The sequence below is a fragment of the uncultured Gimesia sp. genome, assembly GCF_937910335.1.
Classification (GTDB): domain Bacteria; phylum Planctomycetota; class Planctomycetia; order Planctomycetales; family Planctomycetaceae; genus Gimesia.
In genome coordinates this window covers 1-17,716 of record NZ_CALEMX010000184.1, presented here as the reverse complement: position 1 = coordinate 17,716, position 17,716 = coordinate 1, and the positions used below count along the sequence as shown (strand labels likewise).

Sequence of the window (17,716 nt, the reverse complement as noted above, 5' to 3'; positions counted from 1 at the left end):
AGTTTTATGTGCCCTGCGTTCGTGCCGAATCGAACAGGCTCTCGTATCTCTGCCCGCGGTTTCGGGCTCACACCATACAACAGAGGCTGGTACACCAGTTGACCATTGATGGCCAACAAAACCTGGCGATCCATCAATGACATCTCAACTGTCGCGACTTTCGATCTAATCTCTCCGCGAAGTTTGCCCGTACGAACCGCCTGTTTCTGGTCATCAATAAAAAGCGAGACTTGCCCCTGTTTGAAGTCCATGATATTTCGAAAGCGATGATGCCCGTCGAAGAATTCAATCGCAAACTCCCCCTCGCCCGAAATGACATTCAGTTCGCATTCAAACATGAAATCGTGAACGGGAGTCGATTCCTGATTTTCCAATCCGCTATTGTAAGCATAGTGATCCATGACTGGAGCGACATGAGATTTTTCATAAAGCAATGCCATCGCGTAACGGAATTCTTCATTTTCTGTCTGATCCAGATAACGATGACAATCTTCTGCTGGCATGGCACCTTTGCAACTGAGCTGTTTTTTCAACTCATCATATTGCACGCGACCAAACACTGGTTCTGGTCTTTCAATTTCCGCAGGCCACTCCTTTAGAGTAACCGGTGTGAAATAATGCCCTCCCTCTCGCATCCAGTGCTGATACTTTACCCAGGACCATTGAGTTCTGGTAGAAGAGTTCAATGGATCTCCCTTAGTCGCATCAAAAACAAATTGATCTCCTTGCGAGGTCCAGGAGTGGGACCCGTGGGATTCCGTATCGCCCTCATTTTCAACCGGAGTCCAGCGGGGTTGAAAAAAATCATCATCCTCTGGTCGAAAACGATGATCATAAACCAGCAACCGAACCGCACGTTGAGTGTTCAGGTCCTTACGTTCAATTTTACCGTTGATATACAAGTCTCCGTCTTGAACCTGGATTGATTCACCGGGCAGCCCAACGATTCTTTTCACATACGCCTGTGTGGGTTTCGTTGGATTCTGGAAGACGGCAACACCCCAGCGCTCTGGTCCTTTCAGATAATAGGCATGTTTAAAAACCAGTAACTGGTCGCCTTCATTGCGGGGCACATTGGTCAAATCGATCGAGTGGGTACTGCAATTAGGACAAGTCGCATACTGGCCGACTTGATGCAGGGCTTCTCCATGTGAATGATTGTGTGCCTGAAATCGATTGTTGGAAACCGAATCGTCATACGCCACCCCATAGGTAAAAGAGAATTCACACCGGGGACAAATGACCTGTTTATGGTAGCCCAGCAATGAAGGAGCCATCGAGCCCGTGGAGATCATGTAACCTTCCGCCTGAAAGGTCCTGAAAAGGATCACGGCAATCGCCAGTGAGACAATGGATTCTAACACCATTCGCAACAAGCTGGATCGACCATCCGCCTCAGTTGCTTGAGTATTGATTTGACTGGAAGAACCGTGCATCATCACCAACAAAATAAGATACCGAATTTCTCTGAAGTTTCCGTTCAGAAGACAATCACGTCAGGTCCTCATTTTAGTAAACCCCATCAACCTGAGGAAATAGAGATTCCCGTTCACGGAAGATGATCCTTGCGAATACTTCACTTTAAGTCATCATTCTCATCCAGTCGTGCTGAAAAGCCTGTCATTCCATCGCAAGTAGTTGAACCATAAACATTGCATAGCGAACAACTTATCCCACAAAACAGAAGAGCAATAACATGACGACCCAAACCACTAAGAGAAAATGCCACACAATCGAACATGCATGGACGCCCCAATGATATTCGTGATCGTACTGATAAAGATAGGCTTTATAGATCACCATTCCCAGAACTCCGAAGGCGACAAAAAAATGAAGCGCGTGCAGGAGGACAAAGGTAAAGAGAACTCCATAACTACTGGGGAAATTAGAAGCGTTTTTGAGCTGCGCCACGCTAAGTAAAATTTCCGAGTGCTGGCGTAAAACATGAATCAGGCCAATCGTCTGAATCACAAAAAATGCACCACCCAAAAGAAACGTCAGGTTCAGACAATTCCGAAATTGCTGCTGCTTTTCTTTTCGGACAAAGAACAATGCCCGCTGAATGAAAAAACTCCCCAACAGTAAGAGTGCCGTACTTAACCAGAGTACAGGAGGGATTACCAAAGCCGCCACTTGATGAGTGGTTTTCAGATTGGTGCGAACGATCACATAAGCGAGAAAACCACTCAGAAAAAGAACGGCTATGGTAAACAGAAAAATCGCCAGACCAAAATCTCGCTGGCTTAACCGATCTCGGGAAGTGAATATCTGCATGAATCGATTTCGAATGGCGCGACTCCGGAAGGTGGACATGCTAACCTGCCATCGTACTAAAAGCAGAAACACTTGCTAAGAAATACAAATGGCAACAGGCAGCAAACTCTTCACTGTTTTTGCTGAAACCCTGGCCAAATTCAACTTTATTTCTTCGCTGGTTCGGGTGTTGCTGGAGTTGGTGCCGGTACTGGTGCCGGTACTGGTGCCGGAGCAGCAGGAGCTGTGACTGCAGGGGCCTTGTCCTGTTGGTATCCCTGCACGTAATCATCGTACGCATGAGAATCCAAAAGAATCATACAGAGAAAAAAGCCAGCAAAGACAATTGAGAAGAAGAAGGCAATTTTATTAACAGGCTTATCATACCAAAGATGCATAAAGATGAACACAACCAATGAAGCTTTGACGGTGGCGATCGCCATCGAAACAATCACATCAGCCGATCCCACATCAAATTTGGCTGCTTCGACCGTCAGTACCGTCAATGCGACCAGGGCGAGAAAAACACCCACCAAAACTTTAACGGGTACAATATGCACATGGCAGGATTGTGGATTTTCTGCGTGAGAATCACTTTCAGCATGATCTGACATGATGAATACTTTCGTCTCTTTTTATTTATAAAATTCGAAGCTCAAACGCTTCTCAAGGTAAATTGAAAAAACAACCGTCGTCAGTTGATGAGATACAGTAACGGAAACAGATAAATCCAGATCAGGTCAACAAGGTGCCAATACAAGCCGATAAAGTCAACGGCACCAAAGTAGTAAGTCGTGAAAGCGCCATGCACTGTTCGCACAATAAGCCAGCTGATCGCAACCATTCCGCCAATAATATGAATCGCATGGAGACCGGTCATACAGAAATAAACACTGAAAAAGGTCCCAGCCAGCTTAGGCTCGGGAATTTTTTCTTTTTGTTTGGCGTACTCTTCAGGAGCAGTTTTCGCCATCTCAATTTCTTGCGCCGTCGGTTCGGCAGCATGTCCAAAATGGTGATATGCAATACTGGCATAGGCACCCATTTGTAAGCCAATCGCAGAAATTAGAACACAGCCCAGCACCGCTGCCATAGTCTTCTTATTCGGATTTTTGAAAAGTGCAGCCAGGCCAATGCCGGTGAGCAGAATCACAGCCCATAAAGCAGTCGTCATATAAGAGAGAGTATGTTTTGTTTTTTCAAACAAGGCATCATCACTATGATCGTCTGCGTGCGCTGCCCCATGATCGTCAGCGTGTGACGCTCCATGATCTCCTGATTCGACAGCTCCTGCAGCAACAGGCACTGCAGCTGCCTCGTGATGTTCCGGACTCTGATACATGCCTGCCCATAAAAGTCCGTGATGTGCTTTCTCTGTGTATTCAAACGATTTGACACCCAGGAAGATCGCAGCACAGGCAAGAGTGATCACCAGACAGGTCAACAGACCCCGCGTTTGACCTAACTGAGCACAACGCACTCCCCAGGCCATCGTTAAACTACTAAAGAGCAGTACGATTGTATTGGTGGCACCTAAAACAGTATCCAGAAACTGGCTGGCATACAGAAAGACCTCGGGATGCAATGATCGATAGACGGCATAAAAACCGAATAAGCCGCTAAAGAACAACACTTCCGTTACCAGGAACAACCAGATTCCCAGCTTTCCGGTGTCAAACTGTTGTTGATGCGAGTCAAAATGATGCGCCAACCGGGGATCATGGTGCTCATGATCGTGGTTGTCAGCATGTTCGTCTGTAGGCGTGGTGGCCGCGGTATTCATTAAACTTCTTTCTCTCCTGCTGCGGTCCCAGATCCATTGTTATCCCCCTGACATTCAGCAGGAACAAAGCCTCCGATTTCCTCGTTATAAACAACCGATTCCATTACATACGGATCACCGGCTAAGGGAGGATGATCAAAGTTATTATGAGGTGGTGGCGATGAACATTGCCATTCGAGCGATGCGCCGCCCCAGGGATTGGCTGGGGCTTTCTTGCCACGATAGACGGAATAAATCAAGACAATTGCCATCAATGCAGAGCTGAGGCCTAACAGATAAGCGCCCATCGTTGACAAAATATGCAGCCCCTGGAACTCGGGCAGATACGTATAATACCTGCGGGGCATTCCGCGTGTTCCTAAGATAAATTGTGGGAAGAACGTCAGATTGAATCCGAGAAAGACACCCAGGCAGCCAATCCGACCCCAGAATTCGTTAATCATTTTACCTGAAATTTTGGGCCACCAGTGATGAATGGCAGCAAACAGCCCCATCAGTGAGGAACCCATCATCACATAATGGAAGTGGGCGACCACAAAGTAGGTGTCATGCAAATGCACGTCCGTCGCCAGAGTTGCCAGAAACAGTCCTGTTAAACCACCAATGGCAAAGATAAACATGAAGGATAGTGCATAACACATGGCTGTAGTAAAACGAATCGATCCTTTATACATAGTGGTTAACCAGTTAAAGACTTTAATCGCCGACGGTATCGAAACACTGAAGGTAATGGCACTGAAGATGACCGCCACGACTTTCGACTGCCCCGAAACAAACATATGATGTCCCCAGACCAAAAAGCCAAAGATGGCAATCGCAATACTACTATAGGCAATAAACCGATATCCAAAAATATGTTTGCGGCTATGAACGGCAATCACTTCGCTGACTACACCCATGGCAGGTAAAATCATAACGTAAACAGCCGGGTGAGAATAAAACCAGAAGAAGTGTTGAAACAACACCGGATCGCCGCCTAAGGCAGGATCAAAAATTCCGATGTGAAAAGCACGTTCTACGACCAGCAATAATCCAGTAATCCCCAGGACGGGTGTGGCCAGGATCTGAATGAGGGCGGTTGCATACAGGGCCCATAAAAACAGAGGCATTTTGAACCAGGTCATTCCCGGTGGTCGCATCGTATGAATGGTAACAATGAAATTCAGACCGGTAAAAATGGAACTGAATCCTAAAACAAAGACACCTAACAATGCGGTAATCACAGCTGTGTTAGTGGTAACACTATATGGCGTATAAAACGTCCAGCCGGTATCCAGTCCGCCCGTAACCAGTGCAAGCAGAAAGAAAGAAGCGCCAAACATCCAGAGGAAAAAACTGCCCAGGTTCAATCGTGGAAACGCTACATCCTTGGCCCCCAGCATGACAGGCAGAATAATATTTCCAATTGCCGCCGGGACTCCGGGAATGATGACCAGGAATGTCATGATGGCGCCATGCAGCGTAAACATCTGATTGTAGGAATCGGGTCCCATCAGAATTTTAGCAGGCGATAATAATTCGGTCCTCAACAAAACGGCAAATAAACCGCCTAAGAAGAAAGAAGCAGTGACACCTATTAAATACATGATTCCAATTCGTTTGTGGTCGAGGGTGAATAACCAGCTCTTCCAGCCCGACGAACAGTTCAAATAATTCAGTTCACGGTATTGAATCGGATAATTAGATTTTGGATTGGAGGAGTCAACTACAGTTGCCATCTTCCAGCCTCCTCAATAATTTCAAATAACATCGGATAATAAAATCCTGAAAACACAATCGAGAATCAAGTTCTCACTTTTTTAAATTCACGTGATGAAGCTTGTCGAATCATCACTGCTCAATAAGCTTACTATTTCTGACTCTTGATGAACGCAACGATCGCGGTAATATCCTGGTCCGTTAACTGTCCTTTAAACGTAGGCATAATTGGACGGAAGCCAACCACAACTTTCGACTGTGGTTCAAGAATCGAACTACGAATATAATTAGCATCTGCAATCACAGAACTCCCGTCCGTAAACTTTCGCTCTTTCCCAAATAGACCTTTAAATGAGGGGCCATTTTTGGGAACACCATCCAGCGAATGGCATTGGATACAGCCGCGGGTCTTATAGAAGTATTCTCCCGCTTCGACGGGTGTTTTGTTTTTATGAATATCGGAGGCGATTTTCAACCATTTATCGAAGTCGCCGCGAGTCTCATGCACGATCGCTTTTGTAATCATCACGGAGTGCTTCTGACCGCAATACTCTGCACACTTCAGTTCGAAACCCTTTTCATTTGCTATTGTGGCGTTAAACCAAAGCTGAGTATAGCGCCCGGGTACGACGTCCATCTTGGTCCGGAAGGCAGGGATCCATAAACTGTGTAGCACATCATCTGAAGCCATGGTTAAGGTGACGTTTTCACCTTTGGGAACATGCAGCTCACTATCAATCCAGCCATTTGGATATTTGAAAGCCCAGACCCATTTCTTGGCAACCACATCAATTTCATAGGACGAACTGGGAGGTGTCCGCATATCGAGATAGGAGGTAAAACCAACCCAGAACATGACAATCGTGATCAGTGTGGGTATTACAGACCAGGATAACTCCAACGGTAGATTATGCGTAGGCGTGACTTCTGCTTCTACTCCCGGTCGATGGCGGTATTTGATCATAAACAAGACCATTAAACCGACAATCAGCACGAAAAAGAACGTACAGACATACAGGATAAAAAAGTAAACAGAGTCCACGTTCTCTGCCACTGTGGAACCTTGAGGCGGGAACCAAAACCCGGCCTCGTCATTCGCTAATAAATTAGGGATGAATAGTTTCATCTGCATTCACACAATCAACTGTTGAGTGTTAAAGATATAAAATTCGTAACCAAATCCAGTTCAAACACAAATTCATATAACCGACTGATTCCAAACTCGATCAGGAGCCAGCTGGTTGTTCATTCGTTTGTGTTTGCACTATTTCTAAACTATGCCTGCCTTTGCGACCCCGCCAATAGGGAATCACAACAACAGTGATAATAAAGATGGTGGCAAACCCACCAATTTTCATAATATTCAGCGCCGTTGGTGCATAACGACCACTGGTTTCATCATAGTGAAAGCAAAACAGTAAAAACCGATCAATGGTTGAACCAATTTTTCCTTCAGATGCTTCAACTAAAGCTAATTTCAGAGTCGTTTCAGGAAATTGAACTCCATATAGATATCGAGAAATACGACCGTCGGGAGTACACACAACCAATACCGCCGGATGGGCATACTCTTTGCGTTCCTCGACATATTTGTACTGTAGTCCAATTGCCTTTGCTAATTTTGTAATCGCTGGCTGTTTGCCGGTCAAAAAATGCCAACCATCGGCTGTTCCTGCACGGTTATATTCTTTGAAGTATTTCTGTTTCGTTAAATGGGCTCTCTGATACGTTTCCTTTGGATCAATGCTCACGGATACAAAATCAAACTGTTGATCCGCTGACCACTCTAAGTCTCTCAAACCTCTTACCAATGCAGTCAGCTGTAACGAACACAGCATCGGGCAATTGGAATAATTCATTGATAAAATGACCGGGCGATCCTTTTTAAAATAATCGCCGAGCTTAACATGTTTTCCACTGCTATCCTGAAACTCCAAATCCACAGGCAGATGACTATCCAGATGCTCGATCACATCCAGAGACTCGATATCTTTGGGAGCCTTTTCCATACGATCAGCTCGCACGGGCATAATACATAATGCCCAGCTGAGAAACGTCATCGTAATGTATGGAAAATATCGCTTCATGGTTTCTTCGTTTTTGCTTCTTCCTGTTTCTTCTGCTCATCCGTAACGACTTGAATCATCGCCAGATCGATGGGGATGGCAGCAATATTTTTATTCTGATCAATCCAGAAGTATTCCGTTAAACCAGCCGCCTGATTGGCAAGAATGCTGTCTGCATTTTTCTCCGGAACCTCGATCACTTTCCCTACGTTTTCCGCTTTTTCAAACGAAAGGTCTAACGCGGCAACCGCGAATACCGTAAAAAAGGTAATGATGGCGCCCACGGTTCCCACATAAGCGATCATCGTGGTATCGAGATCATCATAGGCTGCTTTAGGACCGGACATGTTAAATTCTCTTATTTGCTAAAAGGAACTGATCTTCCATCGATCAGACGGTGATTAAATATTATGAAACTTGAGTGACTCTTCCAGCCTTGGATCTCTGACCGGCATGACTGATTTTTGACCGGCTAATTTCAGGATGCCGGCAACATAAAGTCCGCCGACGCCGATCGTGCAACAGACATCGACTAATATCATTCCAAAGGACACACCGAGGGGTTCCCCACCAGCTTTTGCATTCGGCAAGACCAGCCAGAAAATATCGATCCAGTTCATGACCAGCAGATAAACGGCCCAGAAGAAAAGCGTTTTGGGATTTCGTTTCATCCAACGTGACATAAAGAAGACAAACGGAATCATAAAGTGCCCGATGACCAGGATCAAAGAAATCGTTCCCCAGCCATGTTCCTGGCGATGCTGGAAAAAGATTGTTTCTTCAGGAATGTTGGCATACCAGATTAACAGATACTGTGAAATCGCGATGTAAGCCCAGAAGCAGTTAAATGCAAACAATAACTTGCCGACATCATGTAAATGTTCAATCGAAACAGGCGCCTGTAACAGGCCTTTGCTGCGCAGATAAATTAGACAGATTGCCAGCGTACTGAAGAAACCAACCAGACCAGCGGCAAAATAATAGATGCCAAAGATGGTACTGAACCAGTGAGGATCCAGCGACATAAGAAAGTCAATGGCGGCAAATGATAATGTAAACGCAAACAGCAAAAGTCCCGGGCCACTGCGACGTTCCATCAACAGTGTTAATTCAGGGTCTCCGTTTTCATCCTGAGCCACAGACTTATTCAAGAAGAAACGTGCCAGAAAGATCCACGATCCGAAATAAATCACATATCGTAAAGCGAAAAAACCACTGTTCAAGAAAGGTGCTTTCGCTGGCATAAGATGGTCTTTCGCCACTTCCTCAGCATTGGCCCATGGATACAAAGTATCGTTCCCAGCAAGTACCATCAGAACAATCGGTAACACAAGCACGGCCAGCGGAACCACGCCCATTGAGATAAACTCAGACAATCTGCGGAGTACAACGCTCCAGCCGGCACGCGTTAATTGTTGAATCATCACAAAGAACAAAGCGCCCAGTGAAATGCTTAGAAAGAAAAACGTACTTTGCAGATAAGAAAACGCAAATTTCTCCATCCCGTTTTCGCTTGAGTAACCTAAGAAGAAGGCCACCGGTAGCAAAAGGGCACAGCCGAGCGATACCTTCATCGGAAGGGGACCCAGTTCCGCCAGGGTTTGAACGTTAATCTTATTGTTTGTGTCAGGTGAAGTTTGCATAACTTTTCTTGTTTAGATCGAAATAAAATTCAACAAGTTGCCCGGGGAATTTAATTATTTAGTATCTCGAAGCTTACTTTTTTCGTCATCTTTCAGTGTATTCGCGTCTGTATAGCGACTCTTTTGCAGGGCTCTCAGATATAAAACAATGGCCCACCGATCCTCTGGTGGAATTTGTGCGCTATATCCAGGCATCTTACGGACGCCATTACTGATTGTATTGAAGAGCCGACCAACGGGTTGCTTTCGCACATTGTCTGTATGATAAGAAGCCGGTTTGACCCAGGTTCCCTGAAGTAATTCCATCGCCCTTAATGAAACCAGTCCATCACCATCGCCGCTCAATCCATGACAGACAGAGCAGTAAATACGAAATCGTTCTTTTCCGCGAGCCATCATCTTTTCGGTGACAGGCATTGGAAACTCTGTTACCCAGGGAAGCTTATCCAGTTTTTTGGCTGCTTCTGCAGCGGCGTCAACAACAGCGGGTTTCCCTGCGGCAGGTTTCGCATCAGCGGCTTTTGCTTCAACGGGTTTTTTCGCATCTGCTTTCTTGGCGTCTGCTTTTTTCTCATCCTGCAAAGCGATGCCCACGACATCCCGATCTTCGGGAAGTTCCTTTAAACCGTAATAGAAAGGAATGTTGTCGTCTTTAAATTGACCGCGGGGGATCGCCCCTTTGATACTGGGCCTGATTTCTCGGCCATCAGGAAACAGATTTGTGGTATTCTGTGCCTTCAAACTCGGCTGAAAGTCCATATCGGGAATGATATGAATCCGTGGGGTATTCGTTGTCGTTGAGCGTTTATAGGCTACCAGCGCCGGTGGCAAGAGCATGATCACTCCCACCAGACTCAAACCGAGAACCAGATTTCGCGGCAGCTTGGGAGAAGAAACATCAGACCAGCACTCTTCGACGCTGATCGGGTTCAATGAATTCAGAAATTCACCAGAATCAATCTCGGAAAACTTCGCATCGCTGGCATCCATGCTGATAAAAAATCGATCATTGGTCACTCGGCGAAATGCGTCTGACTTGAACAGGGGATTGTAGAGTTTAGGCAACTGGTTCAAGCCCAGCATTCCAAAGAAAGCACCAAAGGCCGCCAGTAAAACGGACAGTTCAAAAATGATTGGAATACAGGCGGGAAGACTAAATAACGGCTTACCACTGATCATGAACGGGTAGTCTACCGCGTTCATCCAGTACTGCATGCCCACGGCAATCGTACCACCGGTTAGACCACAGGCGGCAACGATCCAGGGCAAAATGGTAAACTTGATGCCCATTGCCTCATCGATACCATGCAGCGGAAACGGAGTATGCGTGTCCCAATTGCGATAGCCGGCATCTCTGACTTTCATCGATGCATCGATCAACGCCTGTGGATCATCGAACTCGGCCAGTAACCCGATCAGCTCGGGCTCTGCTTTAGTTTTTTCTGATTGTTCGATTGTGGTCGCCATAATCTTTTTATTCAACTAATGAGTTAAGTCGTCACTGAAAACTACATTCCGCTAGCACACACTTTTAGTGATCGCCCTGACCACCGGGTCGGGGCATGACACTTTTCACTTCTGCCATTGCCACCATCGGCAGGAATTTACAGAAGAGCAGGAACAGAGTTAGAAACAGACCGAAACTACCAATTAACATTAACACATCGACGATGGTTGGCTTGAAATATCCCCAGCTGGAAGGCAGGAAATCACGGCTCAACGATGTCACTGTAATCACAAAACGCTCAAACCACATACCAATATTCACAAAAATGCAAACCACAAAAATCATCCAGGGAGTGGTGCGAATTTTCTTAATCCAGAACAATTGAGGACTGATGACGTTACAAGATACCATGATCCAGTAAGCCCAGGCATATGGACCAAAGGCCCGGTTGATAAAGGCAAACGTTTCATAGCGGTTGCCACTATACCAGGCAACGAAAAACTCCATCGCGTAGGCATAACCCACCATAGAGCCGGTAGCAATAATCACTTTGGTCATATTTTCCAGGTGACGGTCAGTTAATAAATCCTCGATACCACAAATGGATCGTGCAGGAATCATCAACGTCAACACCATCGCGAAACCACTGAAGACGGCCCCCGCGACGAAGTAAGGTGGAAAGATCGTTGTATGCCAACCGGGCAACTGCGAAACGGCAAAGTCAAAACTCACGATGGTATGCACACTTAACACCAGCGGTGCCGCCAAAGCTGCCAGCAACAGATATGCTCTTTCATAACGATGCCAGTGCCGCGAAGATCCATTCCATCCCAGCGAGAACAGTCCGTATGCGAACTGTTGAATCTTTCCGGTTGCCCGATCCCGTAAAGTTGCCAGGTCGGGAATCATTCCCATGTACCAGAACAACAAAGAAACGGTCGCATAGGTCGATACGGCAAAGACGTCCCACAGCAAGGGGCTACGGAAGTTAGGCCACATTTCCATCTGGTTGGGAATCGGGAAGAGCCAGTATGCCAGCCAGACGCGACCAATATGAATTCCAGGAAACACACCGGCACAAATCACAGCGAAAATTGTCATCGCTTCCGCGGCGCGGTTAATTCCGGTACGCCAGTTTTGACGGAATAAAAACAAGATCGCGGAAATCAACGTTCCCGCGTGACCAATACCGACCCAGAACACGAAGTTGACAATCGGCCAGCCCCAGAATACAGGGCTGCGGTTACCCCAGACACCAACACCGGTAATGATCAGGTACCCAATCAGACCAAACAACATTCCCATCAGGGAGGCAGAGATCCCCAGTGCCACATAAAATGACATGGGAGTCTTCGATTCAGCCAGCCGGCAGACGGATTCTGTTACAGTCCCATAATCGGGTGAACCAAGCACAAGCGGAGCGCGCTGGCCGGGAACTTCGATCGTTGTTGTGTCAATAGGCTTTGTTGTTACTGAAGCCATAGCTTTTGATATCTTTGCTCTATAAATTCAAAAGGATTGGTTAATTAACCGTCACTAAAAAAATCGTGTCTCTCAAATCACTTCTAATGTTTTTCCGCTTTTTTCTTGTGGTCCGCGTCAGCATGCTGATCTCCGTGACCATGCCCTTTTGTTGCAGGCTTGGCTAGCGAAGGATGCGGATTCAAAATACGGGCCAGATAAGCTGTTCTGGGTTTAATATTCAATTCCGAAAGAACGGCATAGGATCTGGGATTCGCATGATTTTGTGCGACGATGCTCTTTTCATTATTCAGATCGCCAAACTCAATGGCTTTCGACGGACATGCCTGCTGACAGGCAGTCACGATTTCACCATCTTCAATCGGACGTTGTTCATTTTTTGATTCGATTTGCACAGCTTTGATACGCTGCACACAATAAGTACATTTTTCCATCACTCCGCGATGACGCACGGTGACTTCAGGATTCAGAACCAAAGCCTGCAATTTCCGATTAGGATCTTCATAGACTTTGTTGAAGTTGAAGTAGTTGAACCGTCGCACTTTGTAGGGACAGTTGTTAGCACAATAACGGGTTCCGACGCAGCGGTTGTAGACCATGTCATTTAACCCCTCGTCGCTATGCACGGTCGCGGCAACCGGACAAACCTGTTCGCAGGGAGCCAACTCACATTGCTGACAAAACATCGGCTGAATCGAAACGCCGGGGTTATCAACATCGTCGCCGGTAAAGTAGCGATCGACTCTTATCCAGTGCATCTCACGGCTGTTAAGTACCTGTTCCCGCCCTACGACCGGAACGTTATTTTCTGCCTGACAAGCGACCGAGCAGGCATTGCAGCCGATGCACTTTGTCAAATCGATTGACATTCCCCAGGCTTGCCCCTCAGCGGACAGCTCTGTATAGGTAGGCTTTCCCTCTACATCCCACAGAGATTTCAGGGGAGGATGATGCGTTCGTTCTTTGGCAAAACCGGGATCGGATTTGTATTCACTGACGTCGCCTTCACGTACAAGTTGGCCCACGCGTCCTTGAATTTCACCCGCGCCAACAGCGTCGATGCTGTGATGGTCCTGAGTAATTGCCAGTTCGTATTCTTTGCCTGTTTTTTCAACTTTCAGCCCGGCTGCAAAATTGATTGCCCCTTTGGACTGCAGAGCGGCAATGTTTTCACCAACGGGTGCAACATCGCGGGCAACATCTCCGCCAACTAAGCCGGCTGCTGTACGACCATAGCCTAAAGCGACGGCGATGGAATTCGGAGCCTGACCCGGAAGAATGTAAACGGGCAGTTCGATAGATTTTCCTTCGAGGATCAACTTCACAACTGAACCAAAATCGACTCCCAGATCGTTCGCCGTTTTAGGAGCAATGATAGCGGCGTTATCCCATGTGATTTTTGTCAGATTATCAGGGGTTTCCTGCAACCAGCCACTATTTCCAAATCGGCCATCATAAACCTGAGGGCTGGCATAAAACACCAGTTCCAACTCTTCACCGGCAGCCTCAACGATTTTCGCGGCAGGCAGCGCCTTCACTTTGGGCGAGACAGTTTCGAGTGAACTTCCCTTTAATACGCCATCATGTACCAGGCGACGCCAGGAGGCATTCACGGCCATTGAATCTAAAGAGCCTTTCACAGCTTCTTTCACCAGATCCAGCCCAACGGGATGTTTTTCACCACTTAAAAGGGCCAGTAATTCCACTTCCGATTTTCCATCGTGCAACGGCTCAATCAAAGGCTGTGCCACGCAAAGCGTTCCATCATAAGCACGGGAATCGCCCCATTGCTCAAAGGGATGTGTTTTGGGCAGATGCCATTGGCACAACAGCGAAGTCTCATCCTCGTATTCGCCGAGATGGATCGCGTTAGGCACGCTGGATAAAGCGGATACGAAATCGATATCGCCGGGCGCGTTGTAAGCGGGATTTCCACCGAGAATGATTAAAGTCTCGACAGAGCCGGCCTGCATTTCACCGGCTAACGTTCTTAACGCTTCGACCGAAGAAACATCTGTTGCCAGAGGCTCTTTCGAATACCGAATGGTTTTCCCGGCATTACCCAACAGTTCATTTAATTTATGAACGCGGGCATGTAGTTCAGCGGGCTGGCTTGCTCCAATGGCGATTACGCTGGCACCCTTGTTGGCTACCAGATCGTCGGCCATCGCCGCCATGACTTTGCTGGCATAATCATCGCCAGCAGCCTCAGCTTTTTTGCCTGATAAGAGAGCTTGAACCTGTGCTTCCAGCTTCGTCAGATAAAAACCGATATCCACGGAACGCGAAGGCAATCGATGATCAGCGGAGAGCCCGGTCGTAGTAAAGCGGCTTTCGACGGCATACAGGCGATTCATCTCTCCTGCAGCAGGATCACGCCGAGCGGCCCAGTCTCGAGCGTGCAATAAAGAGGCTGGATGCTCAGAGAGCAGATCTTCATCCAGACAGACTATAATGTTGGCTTTGCTCAAATCGAAGTGCGGACGAACCACGTCCCCGAATGCCAGTTTGGCTCCTTCGTAAGCATTATCCCGCGAATCGGCCGTATATTCAAACCAGCGCGATTTGGGATACAGGGCTGAAAATTTTTCCTGAAGATTCTTTCGGGCAGCCGAAGAACTCACATCTGCGAGAACCCGCAGCTTGGCGCCACCATCCTGTCTTGCCGGACCTAAAATAGAATCCGCATACTCGCTAAACGCCTGCCAATCGCGTGAATAACGCGTTCCTGCATTGCGTTCCACAACCCCCACGGCTCGATCGGGATCGTACAACGATAACGTTTCCGACTGTGCGAAAACAGAAGAGGCGCCTTGAGCTTGAGCAGAATCAGGATTGCCTTCTACTTTAATGGGGCGACCATCATAAGAGGTCACCAGTAAAGCCTGTGCCATGCCGCCCAGTTCCATGAACGTGGCAAATTTTTGAGGCATACCGGGAATGAGACCTTCGGGACGCGAGACACTGGGAGAAATTTTTTCGTCTTCCCAACGGCAGCCTGAAACCCCAGCCAGAGCCACAGACGCACCCATCAATTGCATCCAACGACGACGCGAAACACCTTCAGGGTACTCAGAAGCCGCTGCTGAAAACTCGCGATTCAAAATCTCTTCGAACTCAGGCGTGGAATTCAATTCCTTCAAACTTCGCCAATACTTTTTATCCACAACCGAACCCCTTAGCGGTGACACGTAGAACAATTTGTAGAAGGATTCAAATTCAATTCCTTCTTAACCTTTTCACCCACCTCATGCGGGTCTCCTTCAGCCTTCCAGTCGAGCTTAGTCACAAACTCGGGCGGACGAAGATGCGGCACAGGATCCCGATGGCACTTCAAACACCAACCCATACTCAGCGGCTTGACCTGAGTCACTTTTTCCATCTTGTCCACACGACCATGACAGGAAACACAGCTCACACCACGGCGAACATGGGCACTATGATTAAAGAAAACATAATCGGGCAAGTCATGAACTCGCCGCCACTTCATCGATTTTCCCGTTGCCTGACTTTCGCGAATGGGAGCCAGCTTGGCACTGGTAGAGTGAATAGACACCGTATTGACAACGCCATTCGCATCAGCACCACTATGACAGTTCAAACAAGTGGAGGTCGGCGGAATCGCTGCATGCCCGGCAACTTCGACCGTATTATGACAATAGCGGCAATCAAGCTTCAGCTTACCGGCATGCAATGCATGACTGAACGGAAGCGGTTGCTCAGGCTGATAGCCGACATCAGTTGTTTCAGGACTTGCCCCAAAAGTAACCATACCTGCAACGTACAAGGCGCCAATTGCGCCCAGCGCACCCAGTACCGGAACAATTGTATTCACCCATTTGGGAAACAGAAAACGATCCATTTTTATAATACCTGATAAGACCTTATTGCGCAAAATCAAATCAACAATGCAGAATTTGCATCTGAAATTGATGTGGCAACCGATGGCCAGAGATGACTTTTTACCTGGAGATAGAGAAGAAATCCCAATTCAACAGGAAGAATAGAAGCATCAAGAAAACTAAGCAATCCTTCCCAAGAACATTAACGGTAAGTTTCTTGGAGTCGGGAGGCACGTGATTCAATATTCTCAAGAATGGGGATATTTTGAGAAACCAAAACAGAAAACCTCAGCGTGCTTCAAGCAATCGCCTCCACGACATGGATTGTCTTTAATATAGCCATGAATACTTTGTACGAAACCACACTCTCCCCGAATGAAAAAATATCAGTTTCAACTGCTCACAATATTTTATCAGATTCAATTCCCCCCTCATTCTCAAACCAACAAAAAGCAGACATAACCATCCTGTTTTAATTTGTGCCAGCTGCTGTTGAACCCGGCACTCATTTCAGCAGAGTGCCAGCATGATTCTCAGCGGTTTGGTTGTATCAGACCTGCATTGGATCAGATTCGCTTGAGCCAGACCCGCTTCGCTTTACAGCCAGCTCGTTTTGATTCATGATCTGAGAATAGCCTCCGATTGCATTTTTTGGAAAACTTCTTTATCGAACGGGCATCATCATGAGCGATCAAATCCGCTGGGGTATACTCAGTACAGCGAAAATTGGAACCGTACAGGTCATCCCTGCAATGCAGAAAGGGCAGTTCTGCGACATCACGGCGATCGCTTCACGCAATCAGGAGCAGGCGGAAAGGGTGGCTACAGAACTGGGTATTCCTCGCGCCTATGGGTCCTATGAAGCACTTTTGGCAGATCCTGAGATCGACGCAGTCTACAATCCCCTTCCCAATCATTTGCATGTTCCCTGGTCAATCAAGGCCATTGAAGCCGGTAAACATGTTCTCTGCGAAAAACCGATCGGCTTATCTTCTACAGAAGGTCAACAACTCCTTGACTGTGCCAGCGCACACCCTGAATTGAAGGTGATGGAAGCATTCATGTATCGCCATCACCCTCAATGGCAATTGGTAAAAAAGAAAATCCAGGCGGGAGAGATTGGAGAACTACGCACCATCCAGTCTTTTTTCTCCTACTTTAATGATGACCCACACAATATCCGTAACCAGCGAGACATTGGAGGAGGTGGTTTAATGGATATTGGCTGTTATCCGATTTCACTTTCACGATTTATTTTTGACGCCGAGCCCCAACGCGTATCCGGGATTGCAGAATATGATGCGACTCTTGGCACGGATCGTTTGAGTTCCGCCACACTCGACTTTGGAAGTGGTACCTCCACATTTACCTGCTCCACCCAACTCAACCCTTATCAAAGGGTACACATGCATGGCACGGAAGGGAGACTGGAAATCGAAATCCCTTTTAACGCGCCCATTGATAGTCCCTGCAAAGTCTGGTTGCAAAAAGGCGCGGAACTT

Annotated in this window: 14 protein-coding genes; 1 reads left to right on the top strand and 13 read right to left on the bottom strand. The window is 47.1% G+C overall.

The genetic code is table 11. From position 1 onward, the window contains the following. From lepB to Q0668_RS06995, 13 genes are all read right to left on the bottom strand, one after another. On the bottom strand, positions 1–1,439 hold a 1,439-nt coding region (lepB, locus tag Q0668_RS07055; RefSeq protein WP_298861923.1), incomplete at its 3' end, for a signal peptidase I. 229 nt (positions 1,440–1,668) lie between these two features. Beyond that, positions 1,669–2,313, bottom strand: coding sequence for a hypothetical protein (locus Q0668_RS07050; protein ID WP_298861920.1), 645 nt, complete (start codon positions 2,311–2,313; stop codon positions 1,669–1,671). A 107-nt stretch (positions 2,314–2,420) separates the two neighbouring features. Beyond that, positions 2,421–2,867: a cytochrome C oxidase subunit IV family protein gene (locus tag Q0668_RS07045; RefSeq protein ID WP_298861917.1), complete on the bottom strand. Its 447-nt coding sequence runs from the start codon at positions 2,865–2,867 to the stop codon at positions 2,421–2,423. Positions 2,868–2,947: 80 nt separating this feature from the next. Further along, the gene (locus tag Q0668_RS07040) at positions 2,948–4,036 is read right to left on the bottom strand and encodes a cytochrome c oxidase subunit 3 (protein WP_298861914.1); all 1,089 of its coding nucleotides are present in this window, start codon (positions 4,034–4,036) and stop codon (positions 2,948–2,950) included. Continuing rightward, the gene (locus Q0668_RS07035; RefSeq protein WP_298861911.1) at positions 4,036–5,754 is read right to left on the bottom strand and encodes a cbb3-type cytochrome c oxidase subunit I; all 1,719 of its coding nucleotides are present in this window, start codon (positions 5,752–5,754) and stop codon (positions 4,036–4,038) included. The genes Q0668_RS07040 and Q0668_RS07035 overlap by 1 nt, the downstream gene beginning before the upstream one ends. A gap of 131 nt (positions 5,755–5,885) precedes the next feature. Continuing rightward, entirely contained in the window at positions 5,886–6,860 is a 975-nt protein-coding gene (gene coxB / locus Q0668_RS07030) for a cytochrome c oxidase subunit II (protein ID WP_298861908.1), read from the bottom strand. 100 nt (positions 6,861–6,960) lie between these two features. Further along, positions 6,961–7,821 carry an SCO family protein gene (locus tag Q0668_RS07025; RefSeq protein WP_298861905.1) on the bottom strand — a complete coding sequence of 287 codons (861 nt, stop codon included), beginning with the start codon at positions 7,819–7,821 and terminating at the stop codon, positions 6,961–6,963. Continuing rightward, a complete protein-coding gene (locus Q0668_RS07020; protein ID WP_298861902.1) occupies positions 7,818–8,147 on the bottom strand; it encodes a hypothetical protein in 330 nt (109 codons plus the stop codon). Before Q0668_RS07020 ends, Q0668_RS07025 begins: the two co-directional genes overlap by 4 nt. Positions 8,148–8,201: 54 nt before the next feature. Then, the gene (locus Q0668_RS07015) at positions 8,202–9,443 is read right to left on the bottom strand and encodes a quinol:cytochrome C oxidoreductase (RefSeq protein ID WP_298861899.1); all 1,242 of its coding nucleotides are present in this window, start codon (positions 9,441–9,443) and stop codon (positions 8,202–8,204) included. A 54-nt stretch (positions 9,444–9,497) separates the two neighbouring features. After that, positions 9,498–10,910 (bottom strand): quinol:electron acceptor oxidoreductase subunit ActD, encoded by a 1,413-nt coding sequence (locus tag Q0668_RS07010; protein WP_298861896.1) that lies wholly within the window; start codon positions 10,908–10,910, stop codon positions 9,498–9,500. Positions 10,911–10,974: 64 nt separating this feature from the next. Further along, positions 10,975–12,372, bottom strand: coding sequence for an NrfD/PsrC family molybdoenzyme membrane anchor subunit (gene nrfD / locus Q0668_RS07005; RefSeq protein WP_298861893.1), 1,398 nt, complete (start codon positions 12,370–12,372; stop codon positions 10,975–10,977). A gap of 83 nt (positions 12,373–12,455) precedes the next feature. Continuing rightward, positions 12,456–15,539, bottom strand: a complete 3,084-nt coding sequence (locus tag Q0668_RS07000) for a TAT-variant-translocated molybdopterin oxidoreductase (protein WP_298861890.1) — start codon at positions 15,537–15,539, stop codon at positions 12,456–12,458. An 11-nt stretch (positions 15,540–15,550) separates the two neighbouring features. Then, complete coding sequence (locus Q0668_RS06995) at positions 15,551–16,234, bottom strand: cytochrome c3 family protein (protein WP_298861887.1); 684 nt, start codon at positions 16,232–16,234, stop codon at positions 15,551–15,553. Positions 16,235–16,897: 663 nt separating this feature from the next. Between Q0668_RS06995 and Q0668_RS06990 the strand changes: the two genes are divergently transcribed. Then, on the top strand, positions 16,898–17,716 hold an 819-nt coding region (locus tag Q0668_RS06990), incomplete at its 3' end, for a Gfo/Idh/MocA family oxidoreductase (protein ID WP_298861884.1).

Bases quoted from the DNA above. Each gene is read 5' to 3' on its own strand.
- Q0668_RS07025 (WP_298861905.1), bottom strand. From the start codon at position 7,821: ATGAAGCGATATTTTCCATACATTACGATGACGTTTCTCAGCTGGGCA.
- Q0668_RS07045 (WP_298861917.1), bottom strand. From the start codon at position 2,867: ATGTCAGATCATGCTGAAAGTGATTCTCACGCAGAAAATCCACAATCC.
- Q0668_RS07020 (WP_298861902.1), bottom strand. From the start codon at position 8,147: ATGTCCGGTCCTAAAGCAGCCTATGATGATCTCGATACCACGATGATC.
- coxB (WP_298861908.1), bottom strand. From the start codon at position 6,860: ATGAAACTATTCATCCCTAATTTATTAGCGAATGACGAGGCCGGGTTT.
- Q0668_RS07035 (WP_298861911.1), bottom strand. From the start codon at position 5,754: ATGGCAACTGTAGTTGACTCCTCCAATCCAAAATCTAATTATCCGATT.
- Q0668_RS07010 (WP_298861896.1), bottom strand. From the start codon at position 10,910: ATGGCGACCACAATCGAACAATCAGAAAAAACTAAAGCAGAGCCCGAG.
- Q0668_RS07050 (WP_298861920.1), bottom strand. From the start codon at position 2,313: ATGTCCACCTTCCGGAGTCGCGCCATTCGAAATCGATTCATGCAGATA.
- Q0668_RS07015 (WP_298861899.1), bottom strand. From the start codon at position 9,443: ATGCAAACTTCACCTGACACAAACAATAAGATTAACGTTCAAACCCTG.
- Q0668_RS07040 (WP_298861914.1), bottom strand. From the start codon at position 4,036: ATGAATACCGCGGCCACCACGCCTACAGACGAACATGCTGACAACCAC.
- Q0668_RS06995 (WP_298861887.1), bottom strand. From the start codon at position 16,234: ATGGATCGTTTTCTGTTTCCCAAATGGGTGAATACAATTGTTCCGGTA.
- nrfD (WP_298861893.1), bottom strand. From the start codon at position 12,372: ATGGCTTCAGTAACAACAAAGCCTATTGACACAACAACGATCGAAGTT.